Below are 22585 nucleotides of genomic sequence, written 5' to 3'. Positions count from 1 at the left end.
GCGACTGGCCGGCATCTCTAGAGAAGCTAATATCTCTAGAGATGTCAACGGTCGTATCTCCTTACTAGCGGCCGCGGGCGCGCCTACGATTTGTCCGAGGCAGAGGGAGCGGTGATGACCGGCAGCAGAGGCGACAAGCAGCCCAAGTACCAGCGGATCGCCGAAGCGCTGAAGGCGGCCATCGACACCGGCCTCTACCGCGCCGGCGACCGCCTGCCCGGCGAGAACGACCTCATGGACGAGTACGGCGTGGCCCGGATGACCGCCCGCCAGGCGCTGGGCGTGCTGCAGAGCGAGGGCATCGCCGAGGCGCGCCGCGGCGCCGGGGTGTTCGTCCGGGACTTCCGGCCGCTGCGCCGGCGCGGCATCCAGCGGCTGGCGCAGGGGCAGTGGGGGTCCGGCCGGTCGATATGGTCGGCGGACATCGACAACCGGTCCCTGGTGGTCGACCAGGTGTCCGTTGCCGAGCAGGGCGCGCCCGAACACGTGGCCCGGGTGCTCGGGGTGGACCCGGGCGCCCCGATGTGCGTACGGCACCGCCGCTTCGTCCTGGACGGCAAGCCGGTGCTGCTCTCCACCTCCTACCTGCCCGCCGTCCTGGTCGCCGGTACCCCCATCACCCGCGAGGACACCGGCCCGGGCGGCACCTACGCCCGGCTGGCCGAGATCGGCGCCAAGCCCGTGCACTTTCGCGAGGAGGTCCGCTCCCGGATGCCCAGCGGGGAGGAGGCCACCCGCCTGGAGCTGTCCGCCGGCACCCCGGTGATCCTGATCTGCCGCACCGCCTTCGCCGACGAGGGCCAGGTCGTCGAACTCAACGAGATGATCCTGGACGCCGCCTCCTACGTCCTGGAATACGACTTCGACGCCTGAGGCCGGGCCGGTCGGTGCCTGTCACCCGTAGTGGTAGCGAGCCTTGAGGATCTTCACTTCCTTCTCGTCGGCGCGGTACACCAGCCTGTGCTCGTCGTCGATCCGGCGCGACCAGTAGCCGGCCAGATCGCCCTTCAGCGGCTCGGGCTTCCCGATCCCCCCGAACGGGTCGCGCTGGATCTCGCCGATCAGGCGGGTGATTCGCTGAGCCATCTTCCGGTTCGATCCGAGCCGGAACAGGAAGTCCTCCCAGGCGTCCGGGTCGAAGTGGACGCCCCTCACACCTCACCCGCCAGCGCTTCCAGTTCCGCCATGGTCCTGGCGACGCCGGGGTGGCCGGCCTTGTCGCGTGCGACGGCTTCCATGAGCCGCTGGGCGTTGGCGGGGGAGCGCAGAAGGTAGATCGTCTCCTGCCAGGAGTCGTAGTCCTCGGCGGACATCAGGACCGCGTCGCCGCCCTTGGAGGTGATCCTTATGGGGGCGTGGTCATCGTTGACCTTCTTGATCAACGGAAAGAGCTGGGTGCGCGCCTCGCTTGCGCTGATCGCCACTGGAACGCCTTCCCTCCATCGAGGTACAGAATATCCGTACCGCAATGGTACGAGTTATCAGTACCGGGTGCCATGCGACAGCCACACGAAAACCGCCCCGGTCGCGGTGGTGCGACCGGGGCGGTGGGTGGAACCGGGTGCGGCTACTCCTTGGAGCGGACGCGGAGGTTGGTGATCAGCGGGCCCTCGGTGGTCTCGCGGAAGAAGTCGTTGCCCTTGTCGTCCACCACGATGAACGCGGGGAAGTCCTCGACCTCGATGCGCCAGACGGCCTCCATGCCGAGCTCGGCGTACTCCAGCACCTCGACCTTCTTGATGCAGTCCTGGGCGAGGCGGGCCGCGGGGCCGCCGATGGAGCCGAGGTAGAAGCCGCCGTGCTGGGCGCAGGCGTCGGTGACCTGCTTGCTGCGGTTGCCCTTGGCGAGCATGACCATGGAGCCGCCGGCCGCCTGGAACTGGTCGACGTAGGAGTCCATCCGGCCGGCCGTGGTCGGGCCGAAGGAGCCGGAGGCGTAGCCCTCGGGGGTCTTGGCCGGGCCCGCGTAGTAGACCGGGTGGTCCTGCAGGTACTTGGGCATGCCCTCGCCGGCGTCCAGGCGCTCCTTGATCTTGGCGTGGGCGATGTCGCGGGCGACGACCAGGGTGCCGGTGAGCGAGAGGCGGGTCTTCACCGGGTACTTGGAGAGCTCGGCGCGGATCGCGGACATCGGCTGGTCGAGGTCGACGCGCACCACGTCGTCGTCGAGGTGCTCGTCGGTGGTGTCCGGCAGGTACTTCGCCGGGTCGGTCTCCAGCTGCTCCAGGAAGACGCCCTCGGCGGTGATCTTGCCCAGCGCCTGGCGGTCGGCGGAGCAGGAGACGGCCATGGCGACCGGCAGCGAGGCGCCGTGGCGGGGCAGGCGCACCACGCGCACGTCGTGGCAGAAGTACTTGCCGCCGAACTGGGCGCCGATGCCGATCTTCTGGGTCAGCTCGGTGACCTTCTGCTCCAGCTCCAGGTCGCGGAAGCCGTGGCCGGTCTTGGCGTCTCCGGAGGTCGGCAGGTTGTCGAGGTAGTGTGCCGAGGCGTACTTGGCGGTCTTCAGCGCGAACTCGGCGCTGGTGCCGCCGATCACGATGGCCAGGTGGTACGGCGGGCAGGCCGCGGTGCCGAGGGAGCGGATCTTCTGCTCCAGGAACGAGAGCATGCTCGCCTCGTTCAGGATGGCCTTGGTCTCCTGGTACAGGTACGACTTGTTGGCGGAGCCGCCGCCCTTGGCCATGAAGAGGAACTTGTACGCGTCGCCGTCGGTGGCGTACAGCTCGATCTGGGCCGGCAGGTTGTTGCCGGTGTTCTTCTCGTCCCACATGGTCACCGGGGCCATCTGGGAGTAGCGCAGGTTGAGCTTGGTGTACGCGTCGTACACGCCGCGCGCGATGGCGGACTCGTCGCTGCCCGGGGTGAGCACGTTCTGGCCGCGCTTGCCCATGACGATCGCGGTGCCGGTGTCCTGGCACATCGGGAGGATGCCGCCGGCCGAGATGTTGACGTTCTTCAGCAGGTCGAGCGCGACGAAGCGGTCGTTGGGGCTGGCCTCCGGGTCGTCCAGGATGCGGCGCAGCTGGGCGAGGTGGGCCGGGCGCAGGTAGTGCGAGATGTCGTGCATCGCCTCGGCCGTGAGCAGCCGCAGGGCCTCGGGCTCGACCTGGAGGAAGGTGCGACCGCCCGCCTCGAAGGTGGAGACACCTTCGGAGGTGAGCTTGCGGTACGGGGTCGGGTCAGCGCCCAGGGGGAGCAGGTCGCTGTACTCGAAGTCTGGCGTGGGAGCCATCGGGGCGGTCCTTAGCTATCCAGTGATCCGGCTGCGTCGGCGAAGCACCATCCAGGGTAGGACCCGGTCGGAGTCGGCATGCGGACAGGTCAGCCTTGCGTGACCGGGCTCACTCGGGCTGGAGTGCGAGCGACTAGGCTGGGCCCGTGGACAACTCGCCGTCGCACGACGATCCGGGGCAGCCGGTGCCGGCGCCCGTACCGATGACCAAGTCCGAACTCGAGCCGGAGCCCGAGCGGGACCCCAAGCCGGGATCCGCGCGTGAAAGCAAGCCTGAACTCAAGCCTGACGCAAGGCCCGAGGCCACGCCGCAGCCGTCGCACGCGCCGGTGGCGGAGGCGGAGATGCGTGTCTCGGACGCCGACCGCGAGCGGATCGCGGAAGTGCTGCGGGACGCCTACGCCGAGGGCCGCCTGGACGCGGACGAGCACGCGGAGCGCATCGAGGCCGCGTACGGTGCCAAGACCTTCGGCGACCTGATGCCGCTGACCCGGGACCTGTCGCCCCGCCCGCTCTCCTTCGAGAAGCAGCCGCTGGGTGCGGCGGCCGCGACGCCCCAGCCGCCCGCGCGGCAGGAGTCGCCGGCGGTGGTGGCGATCTTCGGCGGTGCGTCCCGCAAGGGCCGCTGGCGGGTGGGTTCGCACCTGAAGGCCTTCGCCGCGTTCGGCGGGGTGGAGATCGACCTGAGCGACGCCGTCTTCGAGTCCCCCGAGGTGGAGATCGTGGTCATGGCGATGTTCGGCGGGGTCGACGTCCGGGTGCCGGAGAACGTCAGCCTGCAGGGTGCGGGGGTCGGTCTGTTCGGCGGTTTCGACGTCCGTGAGCAGACCGCGGCGGACCCGTACGCTCCGGTTGTCCGGGTCAAGGGCCTTGCGCTGTTCGGTGGTTGCACCGCCAAGCCGCGCCGGGGCAAGAAGCTCAAGGAGTGGGCGCGTCGCCAACTCGGCACCGACTAGCCCCTGTTGCCCAGCATCGCGCCCGGCCGTGGATCAACTCGCGGTCGGGCGCTCGACGTTGCGGCCAGTGCACTCCGTAGTCGATTGCGTGCAGTGTGCATGAATCGCGGCCGGGCGGGGTAGTTCCTTCCGCACATCGCTTCTTGCACGGCTGCGCACCGGAGGCGGCCGAGCGGCCGTTCCGGGGGGTTGGACAGCGGGGGCTCGCAGCCGGGCAGGGGAGCGAGGGTTCCCCCGTGTCCGAGAGCCTCGTCAGGAGTACGGCCGTGCTGCATCCGATCGAGTCCCGCACCACCTCGCCAGTCGCCGCCGCGCAGCTGCTGGAGCGCCGCCCCGACGTCCGCCCGCAGCCGCAGCCCCCGGGCGGCCCGGCGGGTGCCCCCGCGGGTGAGGACAATCCCTGGCACACCGGTGCGGCGTGCCGACGGGACGAGGCGGGGCTGTTCTTCGCGCCGTCCAAGGAGCCGACGGCGGCCCGGTTGTCCCGTGAGGAGCAGGCCAAGCAGGTCTGTGCCCGCTGCCCGGTGCTGCTGGAGTGCCGCGAGCACGCGCTGGCCCAGCCGGAGCCGTACGGCGTCTGGGGCGGGCTGACGGCCGCCGAGCGGCGGGTGGTGCTGGCCCGGCGCCGCCGCCGGGACGCGGAGCTGATCGAGACGGGCCGGGTGACGGCGTCCGCGGGGCGCCGGATAGCCGGGTGACGGATGGCGGGGTGACGGCGGGTCGAAGACCCCGGGACCGGGCACCGGGGGCCCGGCGGCCCGGGGCCGGACGCGCCGCGGCCCCGGCGGAAGGGGATTCCGCCGGGGCCGCCGCCTGCTGTCCGCAGGACGCGCCGTTCGCCGGGCGTCAGTTGGCGCGGTCGAAGTCGATCGCGCTGTAGGCCCGCAGCTTCGAGAGCTTGTGGGTGGAGTGGATCTCGCGGATCGTGCCGCTCTTGGAGCGCATCACCAGCGAGCTGGTGGTGGCGGTCTCCGAGCGGTAGTGCACACCGCGCAGCAGCTCGCCGTCGGTGATGCCGGTGGCGACGAAGAACACGTTCTCGCCGCTGACCAGGTCGTCGGTGGTGAGCACGCGGTCCAGGTCGTGGCCGGCGTCCAGGGCCTTCTGCCGCTCGGCGTCGTCCTTGGGCCACAGCCGGCCCTGGATCACGCCGCCCATGCACTTCATCGCGCAGGCCGCGATGATGCCCTCCGGGGTGCCGCCGATGCCCATCAGCAGGTCGACGCCGGTGCCCTCGCGGGCGGCCATGATGGCCCCGGCCACGTCGCCGTCGGAGATGAACTTGATCCGGGCGCCCGCCTCGCGGATCTCCCGGACCAGGCCGTCGTGGCGCGGGCGGTCGAGTACGACGACGGTGACGTCCTCGACGGCGCTGCCCTTGGCCTTGGCGACCCGGCGGATGTTCACCGCCGCCGGGGCGGTGATGTCGACGAACTCGGCGGCCTCCGGGCCGGCCACCAGCTTGTCCATGTAGAACACGGCGCTGGGGTCGAACATGGTGCCGCGGTCGGCCACCGCCAGCACGGCCACGGCGTTGTTCATGCCCTTGGCGGTGAGGGTGGTGCCGTCCACCGGGTCCACGGCGACGTCGCACTCGGCGCCGGTGCCGTCGCCGACCCGCTCGCCGTTGTAGAGCATCGGGGCTTCGTCCTTCTCGCCCTCGCCGATGACGACGACGCCGTTCATCGAGACGGTCGAGACGAGGGTGCGCATGGCCTTGACGGCCGCGCCGTCCGCGCCGTTCTTGTCGCCACGGCCGACCCACCGGCCGGCGGCCATGGCGGCCGCCTCGGTGACCCGGACGAGCTCGAGCGCGAGGTTCCGGTCCGGAGCCTCGGGCGCGACCTCCAGGGCACTGGGAAGGTGGTGCGGGTACTGCGCGGTCATCGTCGTTACCTCTCTGTACGCGACGGCCAGTAAGCGCCCGACTACTGCCTGGTCGAACGCCGTGGTGAGGGTCCTGCGATCGTATCTGCCCACGAGATGACTGTCTGTGGCGCGGGTCGCCCTGCCGGGGCGAAAGCTCCGGTTCGTCCTGGTTCACCCGTACGTGGGCACCCCGGGTGGCCGCACCGGAATGTGGATGAGTCACCATGTGGGGGTGGCTGCAGACAGCAAGGGCATGAGGGGCCGCCAGACCGTACGGGACATGGTCCTGTCGATGCTGGCGGTCGGTTTCGTCGTCTGGATCGGGTACCTGTTCCTCCCGCACGACGCCAACGGCGACGGGGTGCACGTGGTCGAGTACAAGGTGGCCGCGGCCACCGCCAAGCGCGCCGCGCCCTACCCGCTGCTCTCCCCGGACGGGCTGTCCGACAAGTGGCGGGCCACCTCGGTCAGCTACCGCCCGGCGGATCAGAACAACGGCAAGGGCAACGCCTGGCACCTGGGCTTCGTGACGCCCTCCGGCCAGTACGCGGCGGTCGAGCAGAGCGACGCGCCGCGCGACTCGCTGGTCGCCGACAAGGTCGCCGGCGGCAAGGCGGACGGCACCTCCGACGTGGCCGGCCGCACCTGGGACCGGGTCCAGGGCGAGAAGGCCCGCGCGCTGACAGCGCAGACCGGCTCCGGGACCACCCTGCTCACCGGCACCGCCTCCTACGAGGAACTGGCCGAGCTGGCGCAGGCGCTCAAGTAGCGCCGGCCCGCAGGAACGCCGAAGGGCCCCGCACCGGACGAACCGGTGCGGGGCCCTCGCGCATCGGCGCGTCAGACCGTGGTGACGACCTGGTCGTACTCCAGGCGCGGCGCACGCGGGAACCAGGCCTCGTCGCCCGGCTTGCCGATGTTGACCACAGCCAGCACCGAGTGCTCGCCGTCGGTGAAGAACTCCTTGTTGATGCCCTCGGCGTCGAAGCCGGTCATCGGGCCGGCGGCCAGGCCGGCGGCGCGCACGCCGATGATGAAGTAGGCGGCCTGCAGGGCGCCGTTCAGGCGGGCGGACTGCTCGCGGACCGGGCGCTCGGCGAAGAACACGTCCTTGGCCTGCGGGAAGTGCGGGAGCTGGGTCGGCAGCTCCTCGTGGAACTCGTTGTCCGCGGCCAGGATGGCGACCAGCGGGGCGGTCGAGGTCTTGGCCTTGTTGCCGTCGGCCATGTGCCGGACGAGGCGCTCGCGGCCCTCGGCCGAGCGGACCAGGACGACGCGCAGCGGCTGCCCGTTGAAGGCGGTCGGACCGTACTTGACCAGGTCGTGGATGGCCTGGACCTGCTCCTCGGAGACCGGCTCGTCGGTGAAGGTGTTCGCGGTGCGGGCGTCGCGGAACAGCAGGTCCTGAGCGGCGGCGTCGAGTACCAGGGCGTCGGTGGTCATGCTTCTGCACCTCATGCGGGAGGGGGTTCGTCGGGGCGACCGGCCGCGGCCGATCACTCCATCCAACATAGGTGAATATTCAACGATTCCCCAAGTGGATGTGACCCGCGTCACTCCCGGGGTCCTCCTCACCGGTCGCCCGGGGCCCCGTCCTCCTCGGCGGCCAGCGCGGCGTCCAGCCGGGCGCGGGCGCCGTCCAGCCACCGCTGGCACACCTTGGCCAGCTGCTCGCCGCGCTCCCACAGGGCCAGCGACTCCTCCAGCGACGTCCCGCCGTTCTCCAGCTGCCGGACGACCTCCAGCAGCGCGTCCCGGGCGTGCTCGTAGCCCAGCGCGTCGTCCGGGTTCGGCGCCGCCGCGTCCTGCTGCTCCTGCTGTCCCTGCTGCTCTGCCATGCGTGCCAGCGTAGGCGGTGGGACGGACAGCGCTACCCTTCCTCGGCCCCGGCGGCCTCGGCCGCCACGACGTTCAAACTGCCGCCCGCCACCCGGGCGTGCAGCCCCTCACCGGGCGCGACCTGCGCCGGGTCGGTCACCACCGCGCCGTCCGCCCGCTGGAGCACCGCGTAGCCGCGCTCCAGGGTGGCCGCCGGGGAGAGCGCGACCACCCGGGCGAGGGTGTGCCCGAGGTCGCTCTGGGCGTGGTCCAGCCGGTGCCGCAGGGTGCGTCGGGCCCGCTCCAGCAAGTCCTCCACCTCCTGGCCGCGCCCGTCCAGCATCCGGTGCGGGGCGGCCAGCGACGGGCGGCTGCGCAGCCCGTCCAGCCCGTGCTGCTCGCGTTCGACCCGGGCCAGCACGTGCCGCCGGGCGCGGTCGCGCAGCTGGCGGACCTTGGCCAGCTCCTCGCCGACGTCCGGAACCACCCGTTTGGCGGCATCGGTCGGGGTGGAGGCGCGCAGGTCGGCGACGAAGTCCAGCAGTGGCTGGTCCGGCTCGTGCCCGATCGCGCTGACCACCGGTGTCCGGGCGGCCGCGACCAGCCGCACCAGCCCCTCGTCCGAGAACGGCAGCAGGTCCTCCACGCTGCCGCCGCCGCGGGCCACGATGATCACGTCGACCTCGGGGTGCTCGTCCAGCTCCCGCACCGCCGCGCTCACCCGCTCCACCGCGCTGACCCCCTGCACCGGGACGTTGCGGACCTCGAAGCGGACGGCCGGCCAGCGCCGCCGGGCGTTCTCCAGCACGTCCCGCTCGGCCGCCGAGCCACGCCCGGTGACCAGCCCGACGCACTGCGGCAGGAACGGCAGCGGCATCTTGCGCTCGGCCGCGAACAGGCCCTCCCCGGCGAGCCGCCGCTTCAGCTGCTCCAGCCGGGCCAGCAGCTCGCCCAGCCCGACCGGCCGGATCTCCGAGGCGCGCAGCGACAGCTGCCCGCGCGCCGCGTACCACTCCGGCTTGGCGTGCACGACGACCCGGGCACCCTCCTGCACGACGTCCGCGACCTGGTCGAACACCGAGCGGAAGCAGGTCACGGTGAGTGACACGTCCGCCTGCGGGTCGCGCAGGGTGAGGAACACCACGCCCGCCCCGGGCCGGCGGCTGAGCTGGGTGATCTGCCCCTCCACCCACACCGCGCCGAGCCGGTCGATCCAGCCGCCGATCAGCGCGGAGACCTTGCCGACCGGGAGCGGGGCTTCGGGGGAGCTGGTGTTGGCCATGCGTACGAGGCTAGCGGCGTCCGCCGACAGGTCCCGGGGAACCCTGGACGCCCAGCACCACCAGGCCGGCCGCGAGCCAGATCAGTCCGACGAGCTGCGCGGTGGTCGAGGCCTCGTAGACCACCGCGCCGATCACCGCGATCCCCAGCAGCGGGACGACCAGGTGGCGCAGCCGGTCCCGCGAGCCGTGCCGCACCGTGTACCAGCCGATCACCGAGGCGTGCAGCAGCGCGAAGGCGGTCAGCGCGCCCATGTTCACCACGGAGGTCAGCTGGTCCAGCCCGTCGTTCCGGTTCGCCGCCCAGACCGCCGCCGCCATGGTGATCACGGCGGCCGCCAGCAGTGCCCGGCGCGGCACCGCACTGGCCGGGTCGACCGAGCCGAGGACGCGCGGCAGCCGTCCCTCCCGGGCCATCGCGAAGACCAGCCGCCCGGCCGCGGCCTGCCCGGCCAGGGCCGCGAAGGCCGCGCCGATCGCCTTGCTGCTTGCCACCAGCACGTGCAGCCAGTGCCCGATGCCGCTCTCCACGGTGTCGTAGAAGGCCGAGCCCTGCGCGGCCGGGTCGGCGGCCAGCTGCTGGGGGCCCATCGGCTCCAGCACCGCCGCCAGGTAGGTCTGCGCGACGAATAGCACCCCGGCCAGTGCCAGGCACCAAAGCACCGCGCGGGCCACCGCCGCCGAGGCGCCGACCGCCTCCTCGACGAAGGTCGCGATCGCGTCGAAGCCCAGGTAGGAGAGCACCGCGACGGACACCGCCGAGATCACGGCCGTCAGCGAGAAGTCGCCGACGGCGGTGAACGGGGTGTCCCAGCCGCGCCGGGCGCCGTTCTGGACCAGTGCCACCACGGCCGCCGCCATGAACACCAGCAGCACCACGATCTCCATCGCGAGCACCGCGAAGCCGACCACCGCCGCCGTCCGCACCCCGACCAGGTTGAGCGCGGTGGTCACCACGACCGCGATCGCCGTCCACACCCAGCGCGAGACGCCCGGCACCAGCGAGTGCAGCGCGATCCCGGAGAACAGGTAGGCCACCGCCGGGATCAGCAGGTAGTCGAGCATCGCCATCCACCCGGCGATGAACCCCGGCCCCTCGCCCAGCCCGGCCCGCGCGTAGGCGAACACCGAGCCGGTCTGCGGCACCGCGCGCACCATCTGGGCGTACGAGAAGGCGGTGAAGCCCATCGCCACCGTCGCGGCCAGGTAGACCGTGGCGACAGCCCCGTGGCTCTTGGCGTCCAGCACGCCGAACACGCCGACCGGGGCCATCGGGGCGATGAACAGCAGTCCGTAGACCATCAGATCGCGGATGCCCAGGCTGCGGCGCAGACCGCTTGGCGTCGCCTGATCGCTCACAGAGCTCATAAACACCACATTTGATCACTTATGAGCGAGTCGGTATGGAAAATGCCCGCCGTCGGCGCGGCTCGCGGCCGCGGCAGGCGCCGCCCGCAGCCGCCCGTACGATGGAGCCATGTCCAACACCGCGCAGCGCCGTGTCCTGCTCGCCGCCCCCCGGGGCTACTGCGCGGGTGTCGACCGCGCCGTGATCGCCGTGGAGAAGGCCCTGGAGCAGTACGGGGCGCCCATCTACGTCCGCAAGCAGATCGTCCACAACAAGTACGTGGTGCAGACCCTGGAGAAGAAGGGCGCGATCTTCGTCGACGAGACGGAGGAGGTGCCCGAGGGCTCGATCGTGGTCTTCTCGGCGCACGGCGTCGCCCCGTCCGTCCACGACGAGGCGCGGGCCGGCAAGCTCGCCACCGTCGACGCCACCTGCCCGCTGGTCACCAAGGTGCACAAGGAGGCCGTGCGCTTCGCCGACGAGGGCTTCGACATCCTGCTGGTGGGCCACGAGGGCCACGAGGAGGTCATCGGCACCATGGGCGAGGCCCCGGACCGGATCCACCTGGTGGACGGTGCCGAGGACGTCGCCAACGTGCAGGTCCGGGACGAGTCCCGGGTCGTCTGGCTGTCCCAGACCACCCTGTCGGTGGACGAGACCATGGCCACCGTCGGCGAGCTGAAGAAGCGCTTCCCGGCACTGGTCAGCCCGCCCAGCGACGACATCTGCTACGCGACCCAGAACCGCCAGGTCGCGGTCAAGCAGATGGCCCCCGAGACCGACCTGCTGATCGTGGTCGGCTCCAAGAACTCCTCCAACTCGGTCCGCCTGGTCGAGGTCGGCCTGGAGTACGGCGCCAAGGCCGCCCACCTGGTGGACTTCGCCGAGGAGATCCGGGAGGAGTGGCTGGAGGGCGTCGGCACCGTCGGCCTGACCAGCGGCGCCTCGGTCCCGGAGATCCTGGTCGAGGGCGTGCTCGAGTACCTGGCCGCGCGCGGTTACGACACGGTGGAGACGGTCAAGACCGCCGAGGAGCACCTGATCTTCTCGCTGCCCAAGGAACTGCGCCGTGACCTGCGCGCCGAGGCGGCCGGCAAGCTCTGACCAACTCCGGAAGGGCCGGTACCCCCGCGCGGGGGTACCGGCCCTTCCGTCGTGTGGCTTCCTGTCGTGTGGTTCTGCTGTGCGGGCGCGGGTGCCCTCTCGTAGTTTTGTTCACAGGCTGTGGACAAGCGGGTCCGCGGCCACGGCGGAGGGCGGACGTGATGACGGCGGTATTCGGCGTGGACATCGGCGGCTCGGGCATCAAGGGCGCACCGGTCGACCTCGCCCGGGGTGTGCTCGCCGCGGAGCGGCACAAGGTGCTCACCCCGCAGCCGTCCGCCCCCGAGGCCGTGGTCGCCGCCGTGTGCGAGGTGGTCCGCGCCTTCGACCACCGGGGCCCGGTCGGGCTGACCTTCCCCGGCGTGGTGGTCGGCGGCCGGACCAGGACCGCGGCCAATGTGGACAAGGGCTGGATCGGCGTGGACGCCGAGGGCCTGTTCCGCGAGGCGCTGGACCTGCCGACCACCGTCCTCAACGACGCGGACGCGGCCGGGCTCGCCGAGCTGACGCACGGCGCGGGCCGGGAGCAGCCGGGGGTCGTCCTGGTCCTCACCTTCGGCACCGGCATCGGCAGCGCGCTCTTCGTGGACGGCGCACTGGTGCCCAACACCGAGCTGGGCCACCTGGAACTGCGCGGCAAGGACGCCGAGCGCCGGGCCTCCTCGGCCGCCAAGGAGCGGCACGGGCTGGACTGGGAGCAGTGGGCCGGGCGGGTCGACGAGTACCTGGACCTGGTGGAGATGCTGTTCTCGCCGCAGCTGATCGTGATCGGCGGCGGGGTGAGCCGCAAGCACGAGAAGTTCCTGCCGCTACTGAGGGACCGCGAGGCGCGGGTGGTGCCGGCCGAGTTGCGCAACGACGCGGGCATCGTCGGCGCCGCCATGGCGGCCGCCATGGCGGCGGGCTGAGGCCCGCTCCCGGTGCTCCCCGCCGTGACTCAGCGGGAGCGGTGGATCCGGCGCTGGGCGACGAAGCGGGCGAGCACGATCAGCGCGGCGAGCCCGGTGCCGGAGAAGAGCCAGCCGGCTCGCAGGGCGAGCCCGGTCGCCAGCGAGACCACCTGGGCGGTGACGCCCGAGGAGCCGACCGGCGCGAGCAGCAGCAGCGCCAGGGCGAAGGCGATCGGCCCGCTGATCGGCGCGGCCAGCAGGTCGACGTAGCGGACCCGGACGGCCAGCTGGAAGCAGACCACCAGGTAGCCGAGGCCGAACAGCCAGTTCAGGTCGTCGAAGAGCAGCCGGTCCAGGCCCGCCACCGCGAGCGTGGCCAGGACGGCGACCACGCCGGCGCCGATGGCCGTCAGTCGGGTCGGCCGACCGGTCCGGCGCCGCCCGTACAGCTGCTCGTCGCCGCGCCCGCGCAGCGGCAGGCGCAGCCGCGGGGCGGCCGGGCGGGCGGGTCCGGCCGAGCCGGCCACCGGGCGCAGGCGGGAGGCGGGGGCGGACCCGGCGGTCTCGGGAGCCCGGCCTGGACCGGGGACGGCGGCTGCGGCCGCGCCGTTCGGCGGACGGCGTCTGGGCCCTGGCGGCTGGGTTCGAATGCTCTGCTCCACCTGCCCAACGTACGGTCCGATCATCGCCACACTGTGTAATGGACCGTTCAGGGCTTGTCCCGTGTCTCCGGGTGGCGTAGTCATGTGATCGTCGCTCAAGTGGGCTGATCTGCCCGGCCGAGTCGACACGGCATGTTCGTCAGGTGATGACACGGGGGCTCCGCATGGCCGATTTCACGTTCGAACGACTCGACCACGTCCAGCTCGACATCCCGGCCGGAGCCGAGGGCGAGTGCCGCGCGTTCTGGTCCGGCGTGCTCGGCATGGCCGAGCTGGAGAAGCCCCCGGTGCTGGCCGCCCGCGGCGGCTGCTGGTTCCGCGGCGGCGGGGTCGAGGTGCACCTGGGTGTGACCCCGGACTTCCGTCCGTCCCGCAAGGGGCACCCCGGCATCCTGGTGGGTTCGCTGGACGCGCTGGCCGAGCGCCTCACCGCGCACGGCCACGAGGTGCTCTGGGACGACAACCTGCCCGGCCACCGGCGCTTCCACGCCGCCGACAACCTGGGCAACCGGCTGGAGTTCCTGGAGCCCCGGGCGGCGGCGACCGAGGCGTGAGGCAGCGCGGGCGCTGCCCGTAGACTTGGGGGTCGGCCCGTACGGTGCCGACCCAACTCCTCCAAGCCCCCGGGACTGCGCTTCATGTCGCTCACGATCGGAATCGTCGGTCTGCCGAACGTCGGCAAGTCGACCCTGTTCAACGCCCTGACCAAGAACGACGTGCTGGCGGCCAACTACCCGTTCGCCACCATCGAGCCGAACGTCGGCGTGGTCGGCGTCCCGGACGCGCGGCTGGCCAAGCTCGCCGAGATCTTCGGCTCGCAGCGCATCCTCCCGGCCACCGTCGACTTCGTCGACATCGCCGGCATCGTGCGTGGCGCCAGCGAGGGCGAGGGCCTGGGCAACAAGTTCCTCGCCAACATCCGTGAGTCGGACGCGATCTGCCAGGTCGTGCGCGCCTTCACCGACCCGGACGTGGTGCACGTGGACGGCAAGGTGTCGCCCAAGGATGACATCGAGACCATCCACACCGAGCTGATCCTGGCCGACCTCCAGACCGTCGAGAAGGTCCTGCCGCGGCTGCAGAAGGAGGCGCGCCTCAAGAAGGACACCGCCCCGGTGCTGGCCGCCGCCGAGGCCGCGCAGGCGGTCCTGGAGACCGGCAAGACGCTCTTCGAGGCCGGCTTCGACACCACCCCGATCCGCGACCTGCACTTGCTGACCGCCAAGCCCTTCCTCTACGTCTTCAACGTGGACGAGGACGAGCTGGCCGACGAGGACTTCAAGAACGCCCAGCGCGAGCTGGTCGCCCCGGCCGAGGCGATCTTCCTGAGCGCCAAGATCGAGTCCGAGCTGATCGAGCTCGACGACGCCGAGGCCCTGGAGCTCCTCCAGTCGATGGGCCAGGAGGAGCCCGGTCTGGCCACCCTCGCCCGGGTCGGCTTCGACACCCTCGGCCTGCAGACCTACCTGACGGCCGGCCCCAAGGAGACTCGGGCCTGGACCATCAAGAAGGGCGCCACCGCCCCCGAGGCCGCCGGTGTCATCCACACCGACTTCCAGAAGGGCTTCATCAAGGCCGAGGTGATCTCCTTCGCAGACCTGGTCGAGACCGGCTCCATCGCCGAGGCCCGCTCCAAGGGCAAGGCCCGCATCGAGGGCAAGGACTACGTCATGCAGGACGGCGACGTGGTGGAGTTCCGCTTCAACGTGTGATCATGCCGCTACTGCATGTCACCTGACTTGGTGGGTGGGCAGGCCGGAGAGGGTCGGACTCCATGGAGTCCGACCCTCTCCTCATTTCAGCCGAGCAGGTGGGCGTTGACCGCGCGGGCGTCCTCGGCCAGCTCCGGCAGCTCGACCACCTCGACCCCGGCCGCCTCCAGCAGGGCGGTGCCCTGGCAGTCGGTGACGAACAGGTCCGGCTCGCGCCAGGCGACCACGACCCGGGGCACGCCCGCCGCGATGAGCAGCCGGGCGCACGGTACCGGCCGCGAGGCGCGCTGCCCGCAGGGCTCCAGCGAGCTGTAGACGGTCGCCCCGCGCAGCCGGGGGTCGCCGACCGGGAGTTTGGCCAGGGCGGCCTCCTCGGCGTGGTCGTGGGCGTCCGCCTCCCGGCTGTAGCCCTCCGCCAGCACCCGGCCGTCGGCGCCGACGATCACCGCGCCGACCGAGAAGGCCGTCTCGGACGGCGGGCACTGGCGGGAGAGTTCGACGGCCCGGCGCAGGTGGTCGAGGTCGGTGGTCGCGGGGCGGTTCACGGCGCGGGCTCCTTCGGGGCGTACCTGAGCAGGACGACGTCGCCCACGGTACGTGCCTCCAGCAGGCGCATCCGCCGGGCCGGGCCGCCCGGGAAGGCGGCCGGGCGGACGAACCTGGGCGCCTCGGCCTGGCCGACCAGCAGCGGGGCGACGGCCAGCTGCAGCTCGTCCGCGAGGCCCCCGGCCAGGAACTGGGTGTGCACGCCCCCGCCGCCCTCGACCATCAGCCGGCGCACTCCGCGCGCGCCCAGGTCGTCCAGCACCGCGCCGAGGTCCACCGCGCCGCCGAGCGCGACCACCTCGGCCAGCCCGTCCAGCCGGGGGCGCAGCGCCGCCGCCCCGGCGTCCGTGGTGTAGGCGAGCTTGGTGCCGCCGGTGTGCCAGAACCGCAGACCGGCGTCGAGGTCGCCGCTCGCGCTGAGGGTCACCTTCAGCGGGTACTCGGGCCGGCCCGCGGCCAGTCGGGCGGCCCGGCGGCCGGGGTCGTTGACCAGCAGGCGCGGGTTGTCGGCGCGCAGGGTGTTGCCGCCGACCAGGATCGCGTCGGCGGCGGCGCGCTCCTCGTCCACCCGGTCGAAGTCCGCGGCGTTGGAGAGCAGCAGCCGGTCGGGGGAGGCGTCGTCGAGGTGGCCGTCGAGCGAGACGGCGGCGCTCAGCAGGACGAAGGGGCGCTGGCCGGGCATGGGCGGGAACCGTTCTGTCGGGGGCGCCTCCACGGTACGGCGGGCGGGTGCGGCCGGGATGCCGCATGGTCGACATGTGAGACGGACCTTCTCGACATGCGGGACGCGGAGTAGCGTCGAGGACGTCGAGGAGAACGGAAAGCCGACCACACCCCAGGGGGATCCCATGTCCGGACCGCAGCCCTCCGCCGTCTACACCCACGGCCACCAGGAGGCGGTGCTGCGCTCGCACCGCTCCCGTACCGCCGCCGACTCGGCCGCCTACCTGCTGCCCGAACTGCGTCCCGGGCAGGCCCTGTTGGACATCGGCTGCGGGCCCGGCACGATCACCGCCGACCTGGCCGCGCTGGTCGGCCCGGACGGCCGGGTGGTGGCCGTGGACACCTCCGCCGAGGTGCTGGAGCAGGCCGCCGCGTACGTGGCCGGGCGCGGGCTGTCCAACGTCGTCTTCGAACGCGCCGACGTGCACCGACTGCCCTACCGGGACGGCGAGTTCGACGTGGTGCACGCCCACCAGGTGCTGCAGCACGTGGCCGACCCGGTGGCCGCGCTGCGGGAGATGCGGCGGGTGGCGGCCCCCGGCGGCGTGGTCGCGGCCCGGGACGTCGACTACGCCTCGATGACCTGGTTCCCCGAGGTGCCGGCGCTGGACCGGTGGCTGGAGCTGTACCGGCGGACCGCCCGTGCCAACGGCGGCGAGCCGGACGCCGGCCGGCGGCTGCTGTCCTGGGCCCGCGCGGCCGGCTTCGCGGAGGTCACCGCGAGCGCCACCACCTGGACGTACGCGACGCCCGAGCAGCGCGCCTGGTGGGGCGGGATGTGGGCGGACCGGGTGACCGGCACCGCGCTGGGCCGGACGGTGGTCGAGCGGGGCTACGCGGAGCGGGGCGAACCGGAGCGGATCGCGGCCGGCTGGCGGGAGTGGAGCGCCGCCGGGGACGGCTGGTTCTCGATGCTGCACGGCGAGGTCCTGGCCCGCGGCTGAGCGGCCGGACGGGGCCCCGGCCGGGGCGGGCGGGCGTTCGAAAAGATCGGGTAAAGTCGCGCGACCGTTCACATCCGGCCCGTTCGGGTCCGAGCCATGGTGCCGAACGCCGAGCCGATGCCCGCCCCGCGGGTTGGGGGAGTCCACGTGTCCAAGCCTCAGTCCGAGCTGCCCGCCCCGGAGACGGAGCCGCCCGCGCGGACCGGGGCGGACGCGGGGGCGGACACCGGCGAGGCCGGGGCGGCACCGGCGACGGGCCAGGATCCCCGGGTGGACTTCCGCAAGGAGGCCGACGAGCCCGCGGCCACCACTCCGGCCGACGCCGAGCCCGAGCCGGTGGCGGCACCCGAGCCGGTCCCGGCCGCGCCCGCCGCACCCGCACCCGTGTCCTCCGCCGACCCCTGGGCCGCGCCCGACTTCTCCGCCGCGCCCGCCGCGCCCGCCGCGCCTGCCGTCACGCCCCCGCAGGCCGGGCCCCTGCCGTCGGCCGCCCCGCCCCAGCCGCCGCACCCGCTGCCCGCCGGAGGCTGGGCCTCCGTCACGCCCTCCGCCCAGTCGGGCTTCCGGCCCGGCCTGCAGCCCGGCCACCCGTCCCCGCAGCTCTCCGGCCCCGGGCACCCGTACCCGCAGTTTCCCGGCCCCGCCGCCACCAACGGCTTCGCGGTCGGCTCCCTGGTGACCGGCCTGGTCCTGGTGGCGCCGCTGGCCCTGGTGTTCGGCATCGTGGCGCTGGTCCAGATCAACCGCCGCAAGGAGCGCGGCTTCGGTATGGCGGTGACCGGGGTGGTGCTCGGCGCGATCGGCACGGTGCTGCTCTCGCTGCTGCTGGGCGCGGGGGACTTCAGCGGCGCGAACGGCGGCCGGTTCGCCCAGGCCCCGAAGGCCCCGGCCGGCTCCGTCCACTGGTCCACCCTCAAGGCCGGCGACTGCTACAGCTCCCCCGACGGGGGATCGGTGGCCGAGGGCGACGGCGACGAGACGGTGTACTGGGTGCGCCGGGTGGCCTGCTCCGACCCGCACCACGGCGAGGTGGCCGGCACCGCCAAGTTCCCCGCGAGCAACGGCCCCTACCCGGGCGAGAGCGAGGTCCGGGAGTCGGCCGCCACGCTGTGCCGCAAGGTGCTGGACGACTACGCGCTCGACCAGTGGGCCGTCCCGGCCGGCATGGACGACGTCTACCTCTACCCGACCGCGAGCAACTGGGCGTCCGGCGAGCGGTACGCGACCTGCGCGTTCGAGGACCGCCACGACCAGCACCGGGGCACCGTCCGCACCGACCGGCGCAGCCTGACCGCGCCTCAGCTGGCCTATCTGGAGGCGCTCCGGGGCTTCAACGACGCCTACCTGGACCAGCCGAAGAAGGACGTCTCCGACGCCGAGGCCGACTACCGGAGCTGGGCCCGCACGATGGCCGCCGCCTCCCGCGCCGAGGCCGCCGCGCTCGGCGCGCCGACGACGGACTGGCCGGCCGACGTCCGGCCGAAGATCGCCAAGCTGGTCGAGGCCCAGTCGCAGGCGGCCGCGGCCTGGGACACCGCGGCCTCCGGCAACGACCCGGAGGGTGACATCCGCCGGGCCAGGGCGCTGGTGGCCAAGACGGTGCCGGTGTCCGTGGACATCCGCCGCGCGTTGGGCCTGTCCACCGGCGAGCAGGTGCCCGACCTGCGGGTCTGAGTCGCTGGGGTGCGGTTACCGGCCGTTAACAACGGCCGTACCTGCCGGTAGCGAACCGCGCGTAGCGTCGCGGGTGTGCCCCCGGCCCGACCCCCACGCGAGCCGGGGGCACGACGGCGTCCGCCGTGACCGACTCCGGGGCGGACCCGGGGGCCTGACGCCCGGCGGAGCGCCGGATACCCTCCCGTCATGGGCACCTATCGGGTGATGCGGCAGGACGACAACGGCAACCGCTTCGTGGTCGCCGGGGACCTGGACCGCGCCGAGGCGCAGCGGCTGGCCGCCGAGTTCGAGGCCCGCGGCCACAAGCAGCTGTACTGGGTCGAGGCGCTTGGAGCGACGGAAGCGGCCGAGGCGGCGGAGCCGGCCGAGAGCGGGAACGGCGGACCCCGGAACGCCTGAGGCCGTAAGGTCGGGGCCATGGACGCCACGCACGCCACCCACCCCGCGGGCCCGGCCGACCTCCCTGCCGCGCCCCGGATCGTGGTCGGCGGCGCGCTGGTCCACGACGGCCGGGTGCTCGCGGCCCGGCGCAGCGCGCCCGAGGCGGTGGCCGGGCGGTGGGAGTTCCCCGGCGGGAAGGCCGAGCCCGGCGAGACGGAGGCGCAGGCGCTGGAGCGCGAGCTGCTGGAGGAGCTCGGGGTCCGGGCGCGCGCGCTGTCCCGGCTGCCCGGCGCGTGGGCCGTGCGCCCCGGCCTGGAGTTGCGCTTCTGGGCCGCCGAGCTGCTGGCCGGTGAGCCGCGCGCGCTGCAGGACCACGACGCGCTGCGCTGGTTGGGCCCGGACGAGTTGGACGCGGTCGACTGGATCGACCACGACCGGGACGTGCTGCCGTACGTTGCCCGGCTGCTCACCGGCCCGGGAGCGGCGGGCGACGCGCAGTCCGCCGGGTAGGTCAATCGGACAAGACGACCCAGCGACCGGGATAGCCTGGGTTGTGCTGGGTATGTCACTTTTCGGCACTATTCGTCACCATCGGTGAGCCGCCCCCAGCCGGCGACGCCGATCCCGACCAGAGCCGGAGGCCCCCTCGGTGTCGAGTACCGGGAACGGCGGCGGGGGAGAGCGGCGGGTAGCAACCGCGGGCAGCGCCGCCGCGCGCGCCCGACTGCGCCGCGCCGCCCGTCCGACCGCCCCCCAGCCGTCGGCCGGCCGACGCCGCGGTACCGTCGCCGCCCCGGACACCGAGCGGCCCGCCCAGCCCGCGCCGACCCTGGCCCTCCCCGAACCGGGCGACCGGTCCGGCCTGCGCAGCCGCCCCGGCCGGCCGTTCCCCGGCGGGCCGGCTGACGCCCCGAACGGCCCCGGCGCCCCGGCCGAGGGCAGCCTGCTCGACATGCTCAAGGTCGCCATCGCGATCCTCGACACGGCGGGCCGGGTGGTGCTCTGGAGCCCCGCCGCCGAGGAACTGCTCGGCTGGCCGAACGAGCTGCTGGTCGGCCGGCGGATCGACGAGCTGATCCCCGACCAGGACCAGGTCGTCCGGATCCGGGCCGCGATCCAGGACACCCTGCGGCACGGCCGCTGGGCCGGCTACGCGGAGCTGCGCGACCGCGACGGCGAGCCGGTCGCCGTGGACACCCGGATCTCCCTCCTGGTGGACGGCGACGGCTCCCCCTTCCTCCAGGTCAGCATGGCCGAGTCGGCGGCCGTACGGGCTGTCGAGCGCGATCTCGCGGTCCGTGACGCACTGTTCGAGCAGTCCCCGCTGGGCATCGCCATCCTGGACACCGACCTGCGCTACACCGCCGTCAACCAGACCCTCGCCGAGATGAACGGCGTCGCCCTGGAGGACCACGTGGGCCGCACCACCGGCGAGACCCTGCCCGAGCGGGCCGCCGACGAGATCACCGCCATCCAGCGCCAGGTGCTGGCCACCGGCGAGTCCGTCATCGACGTCACCCTCGCCTCCCCGGTCACCACCCGGGCCGGCTACCGCTCGATCTCCTACAGCCGGATGACCGACCGCTCCGGCCGGGTGCTCGGCATCTCCGGCACCGTGATGGATGTGACCGAGCGCTACCGGGCGGTCGCCAAGGTCGAGCACGCCCGCCGCCGGCTCTCGCTGCTCAACGAGTTCGGCTCCCGGGTCGGCGACCTGCTGGACGCCTCCCGGATCGCCCAGGAGCTGGCCGGCTCGGTCGTCCCCCGGCTCACCGACCACTCGGCGGTGATCCTGCTCCAGGCCGTCGCGCACGGTGACGACCTCCCCCGGCACGGCCACGACCGGCGCACCTCGCTCCTCCAGCTCGGCACCGCCTCCGTCCAGGACGGCCCCGAGGTCGACGTGATGCTGCGCCGCGGCGCCCGGATCACCTTCGCCGAGGACTCCGCCTGCGGCCGGGTGCTGCGCACCGGCGTGCCCGAACTGCTCTCCGGCGCCGACCAGCTGGACGACGTCACCTACCCCGGCGACCCGAAGATGCAGGCCGGCCGGGACCTCGGCGTGCACTCGATGCTGGTCGTCCCGCTGCGCGCCCGCGGCATCGTGATCGGCCTGCTGCTGGTCAGCCGGGCCGGCTACCGCGAGGGCTTCGACCGGGACGACCTGGCCTTCACCGTCGAACTCGCCGACCGGGCCGGCAGCTCGCTCGACAACGCCCGCCTCTACGCCCGCGAGCGCACCGCCGCGCTCACCCTCCAGCGCACCCTGCTCCCGCAGCAGGTCCCGCAGCCCACCGGCGTCGAGGTCGCCTACCGGTACGTGCCCGGCAGCAGCGGCACCGAGGTCGGCGGTGACTGGTTCGACGTCATCCCGCTGCCCGGCGACCGCACCGCGCTGGTGGTCGGCGACGTGATGGGCCACGGACTGCGGGCCGCCGCCACCATGGGCCGACTGCGCACCGCCGTCCGGGTGCTGGCCGCCCTCGACCTGCCGCCGGACGTCCTGCTGCGGCACGTCCACGAACTGGCCGACGACCTCGCCCAGGGCCCGGACGAGGCGCTGCTCGCCACCTGCGTCTACGCGGTCTTCGACCCGGCGACGGCCCGGCTGACCGTCGCCAAGGCCGGGCACATCCCACCGGTGCTGGTGGTGCCGGGTCAGGAGAGCGATGAGCCGACCCGTACCGGCGGCCCGCTGCCCGGCGGCGCCGGCCGGATCCTCGACCTGCCCTCCGGCGCCCCGCTCGGGGTGGGCGGAGTCCCGTTCGAATCGGTCGAACTGAAGATCCCCGAGGGCAGCCTGCTCGCGCTGTGCACCGACGGCCTGGTCGAGTCCCGGGACAAGGACCTGGACGTCGGCCTCGGCCGGCTGGTCACTGTCCTCCAGGAGCCGCACGCCTCCATCCAGGCCGCCTGCGAGGCGGTGCTCGACACCATGGAGCAGGGCCGCGAGCCGGACGACGTCGCGCTGCTGCTGGCCCGGCTGGGGCACGGCCAGGCCGGCACCCCGACGGCCGGCTGGACGCTGCCGGCCGAGCCCACCGCCGTCTCCCGGGCCCGCCGGCTGGTCCGCGCCACGCTCACCGAGTGGGGCGTCGAGGCGCTCACCGACACCGCCGAGCTGCTGGTCAGCGAGCTGGTCACGAACGCCGTCCGGTACGCCAGCGCCCCCATCGGGGTACGGCTGACGCTCGGCGAGACGCTGCTGGTCGAGATCTCCGACCCGCTGCCCGACCCGCCCCGGGAGCGGCACGCGGCCGAGGCCGACGAGGGCGGCCGGGGCCTGGAGCTGGTCCGCCGGCTGGCGCTGCGCTGGGGCGCCCGGGCCGAGGGCATCGGCAAGGTGGTCTGGTTCGAGCAGGCGCTGCCGGGTAATGAGCTCGACGAGTCGTGACTCGACGACCGCCGGACGAAACGCCAGGAGAGCGGTGCCGCATATG

General features: G+C 73.1%; 22 protein-coding genes and 1 pseudogene. 13 read left to right on the top strand and 10 right to left on the bottom strand.

The window, feature by feature from the left end; genetic code table 11:
* The first annotated feature begins 114 nt into the window (after positions 1-114).
* Positions 115-873, top strand: a complete 759-nt coding sequence (locus tag ACIBEC_RS06805; protein ID WP_360506538.1) for a GntR family transcriptional regulator — start codon at positions 115-117, stop codon at positions 871-873.
* A gap of 21 nt (positions 874-894) precedes the next feature.
* Here the strand turns inward: ACIBEC_RS06805 and ACIBEC_RS06800 are convergent, their stop codons facing one another.
* The 3 genes from ACIBEC_RS06800 to ACIBEC_RS06790 all read right to left on the bottom strand — a co-directional run bounded on the left by ACIBEC_RS06800 (position 895) and on the right by ACIBEC_RS06790 (position 3235).
* Positions 895-1155 carry a Txe/YoeB family addiction module toxin gene (locus ACIBEC_RS06800; protein WP_360506541.1) on the bottom strand — a complete coding sequence of 87 codons (261 nt, stop codon included), beginning with the start codon at positions 1153-1155 and terminating at the stop codon, positions 895-897.
* Positions 1152-1424, bottom strand: coding sequence for a type II toxin-antitoxin system prevent-host-death family antitoxin (locus tag ACIBEC_RS06795; protein ID WP_360506544.1), 273 nt, complete (start codon positions 1422-1424; stop codon positions 1152-1154). Before ACIBEC_RS06795 ends, ACIBEC_RS06800 begins: the two co-directional genes overlap by 4 nt.
* Before the next feature lie 143 nt (positions 1425-1567).
* Positions 1568-3235 (bottom strand): fumarate hydratase, encoded by a 1668-nt coding sequence (locus ACIBEC_RS06790; RefSeq protein WP_360506547.1) that lies wholly within the window; start codon positions 3233-3235, stop codon positions 1568-1570.
* 344 nt (positions 3236-3579) lie between these two features.
* On the opposite strand from ACIBEC_RS06790, the gene ACIBEC_RS06785 reads away from it, so the two are divergent.
* Complete coding sequence (locus tag ACIBEC_RS06785) at positions 3580-4191, top strand: DUF1707 domain-containing protein (protein ID WP_360506550.1); 612 nt, start codon at positions 3580-3582, stop codon at positions 4189-4191.
* A gap of 320 nt (positions 4192-4511) precedes the next feature.
* Positions 4512-4889 (top strand): WhiB family transcriptional regulator, encoded by a 378-nt coding sequence (locus tag ACIBEC_RS06780; protein ID WP_360506580.1) that lies wholly within the window; start codon positions 4512-4514, stop codon positions 4887-4889.
* Between the two features lie 148 nt (positions 4890-5037).
* On the opposite strand, the gene glpX is transcribed toward ACIBEC_RS06780, so the two are convergent.
* A complete protein-coding gene (glpX, locus tag ACIBEC_RS06775) occupies positions 5038-6078 on the bottom strand; it encodes a class II fructose-bisphosphatase (RefSeq protein WP_360506553.1) in 1041 nt (346 codons plus the stop codon).
* 214 nt (positions 6079-6292) lie between these two features.
* On the opposite strand from glpX, the gene ACIBEC_RS06770 reads away from it, so the two are divergent.
* Complete coding sequence (locus ACIBEC_RS06770; protein WP_360506556.1) at positions 6293-6829, top strand: DUF4245 domain-containing protein; 537 nt, start codon at positions 6293-6295, stop codon at positions 6827-6829.
* Between the two features lie 71 nt (positions 6830-6900).
* On the opposite strand, the gene ACIBEC_RS06765 is transcribed toward ACIBEC_RS06770, so the two are convergent.
* The 4 genes from ACIBEC_RS06765 to ACIBEC_RS06750 form a co-directional block, all read right to left on the bottom strand.
* Positions 6901-7503: a malonic semialdehyde reductase gene (locus tag ACIBEC_RS06765; RefSeq protein WP_360506559.1), complete on the bottom strand. Its 603-nt coding sequence runs from the start codon at positions 7501-7503 to the stop codon at positions 6901-6903.
* Positions 7504-7631: 128 nt separating this feature from the next.
* The gene (locus tag ACIBEC_RS06760; RefSeq protein ID WP_360506561.1) at positions 7632-7898 is read right to left on the bottom strand and encodes an exodeoxyribonuclease VII small subunit; all 267 of its coding nucleotides are present in this window, start codon (positions 7896-7898) and stop codon (positions 7632-7634) included.
* A 32-nt stretch (positions 7899-7930) separates the two neighbouring features.
* The gene (xseA, locus tag ACIBEC_RS06755; RefSeq protein ID WP_360506564.1) at positions 7931-9160 is read right to left on the bottom strand and encodes an exodeoxyribonuclease VII large subunit; all 1230 of its coding nucleotides are present in this window, start codon (positions 9158-9160) and stop codon (positions 7931-7933) included.
* Between the two features lie 10 nt (positions 9161-9170).
* Positions 9171-10526: an APC family permease gene (locus ACIBEC_RS06750; protein WP_360506567.1), complete on the bottom strand. Its 1356-nt coding sequence runs from the start codon at positions 10524-10526 to the stop codon at positions 9171-9173.
* A gap of 109 nt (positions 10527-10635) precedes the next feature.
* Here ACIBEC_RS06750 and ACIBEC_RS06745 point away from each other — a divergent pair, with 109 nt between their 5' ends.
* Together ACIBEC_RS06745 and ppgK are read left to right on the top strand one after the other, a co-directional pair.
* Positions 10636-11610 carry a 4-hydroxy-3-methylbut-2-enyl diphosphate reductase gene (locus tag ACIBEC_RS06745; RefSeq protein WP_360506570.1) on the top strand — a complete coding sequence of 325 codons (975 nt, stop codon included), beginning with the start codon at positions 10636-10638 and terminating at the stop codon, positions 11608-11610.
* 161 nt (positions 11611-11771) lie between these two features.
* Positions 11772-12518 (top strand): polyphosphate--glucose phosphotransferase, encoded by a 747-nt coding sequence (gene ppgK, locus ACIBEC_RS06740; protein WP_360499745.1) that lies wholly within the window; start codon positions 11772-11774, stop codon positions 12516-12518.
* 29 nt (positions 12519-12547) lie between these two features.
* Here the strand turns inward: ppgK and ACIBEC_RS06735 are convergent, their stop codons facing one another.
* Entirely contained in the window at positions 12548-13162 is a 615-nt protein-coding gene (locus ACIBEC_RS06735) for a DUF6542 domain-containing protein (RefSeq protein ID WP_360499747.1), read from the bottom strand.
* Between the two features lie 164 nt (positions 13163-13326).
* Here ACIBEC_RS06735 and ACIBEC_RS06730 point away from each other — a divergent pair, with 164 nt between their 5' ends.
* Together ACIBEC_RS06730 and ychF are read left to right on the top strand one after the other, a co-directional pair.
* On the top strand, positions 13327-13716 hold the full coding sequence (locus ACIBEC_RS06730; protein WP_360499748.1) for a glyoxalase: 390 nt from the start codon (positions 13327-13329) through the stop codon (positions 13714-13716).
* 84 nt (positions 13717-13800) lie between these two features.
* Positions 13801-14874, top strand: coding sequence for a redox-regulated ATPase YchF (gene ychF, locus ACIBEC_RS06725; protein WP_360499749.1), 1074 nt, complete (start codon positions 13801-13803; stop codon positions 14872-14874).
* Positions 14875-14960: 86 nt separating this feature from the next.
* On the opposite strand, the pseudogene ACIBEC_RS06720 reads toward ychF, so the two are convergent.
* Positions 14961-16102: pseudogene (locus ACIBEC_RS06720) on the bottom strand (dihydrofolate reductase family protein).
* 166 nt (positions 16103-16268) lie between these two features.
* Between ACIBEC_RS06720 and ACIBEC_RS06715 the strand changes: the two are divergent.
* The 5 genes from ACIBEC_RS06715 to ACIBEC_RS06695 all read left to right on the top strand — a co-directional run bounded on the left by ACIBEC_RS06715 (position 16269) and on the right by ACIBEC_RS06695 (position 22539).
* Positions 16269-17087, top strand: coding sequence for a methyltransferase domain-containing protein (locus ACIBEC_RS06715; protein WP_360499897.1), 819 nt, complete (start codon positions 16269-16271; stop codon positions 17085-17087).
* A 147-nt stretch (positions 17088-17234) separates the two neighbouring features.
* Entirely contained in the window at positions 17235-18761 is a 1527-nt protein-coding gene (locus ACIBEC_RS06710) for a DUF4190 domain-containing protein (protein WP_360499899.1), read from the top strand.
* Positions 18762-18950: 189 nt separating this feature from the next.
* Positions 18951-19163, top strand: coding sequence for an SPOR domain-containing protein (locus tag ACIBEC_RS06705; RefSeq protein ID WP_360499901.1), 213 nt, complete (start codon positions 18951-18953; stop codon positions 19161-19163).
* Positions 19164-19181: 18 nt separating this feature from the next.
* On the top strand, positions 19182-19655 hold the full coding sequence (locus tag ACIBEC_RS06700) for an NUDIX domain-containing protein (protein WP_360499903.1): 474 nt from the start codon (positions 19182-19184) through the stop codon (positions 19653-19655).
* Positions 19656-19794: 139 nt separating this feature from the next.
* A complete protein-coding gene (locus ACIBEC_RS06695; RefSeq protein ID WP_360499905.1) occupies positions 19795-22539 on the top strand; it encodes a SpoIIE family protein phosphatase in 2745 nt (914 codons plus the stop codon).
* The last annotated feature ends 46 nt before the right edge of the window (positions 22540-22585 follow it).

This window comes from Kitasatospora sp. NPDC051164 (assembly GCF_044455625.1).
Classification (GTDB): Bacteria; Actinomycetota; Actinomycetes; order Streptomycetales; family Streptomycetaceae; genus Kitasatospora.
Note: the sequence above shows the minus strand (reverse complement) of the source record. Positions and strands in the feature narration are given on the sequence as shown.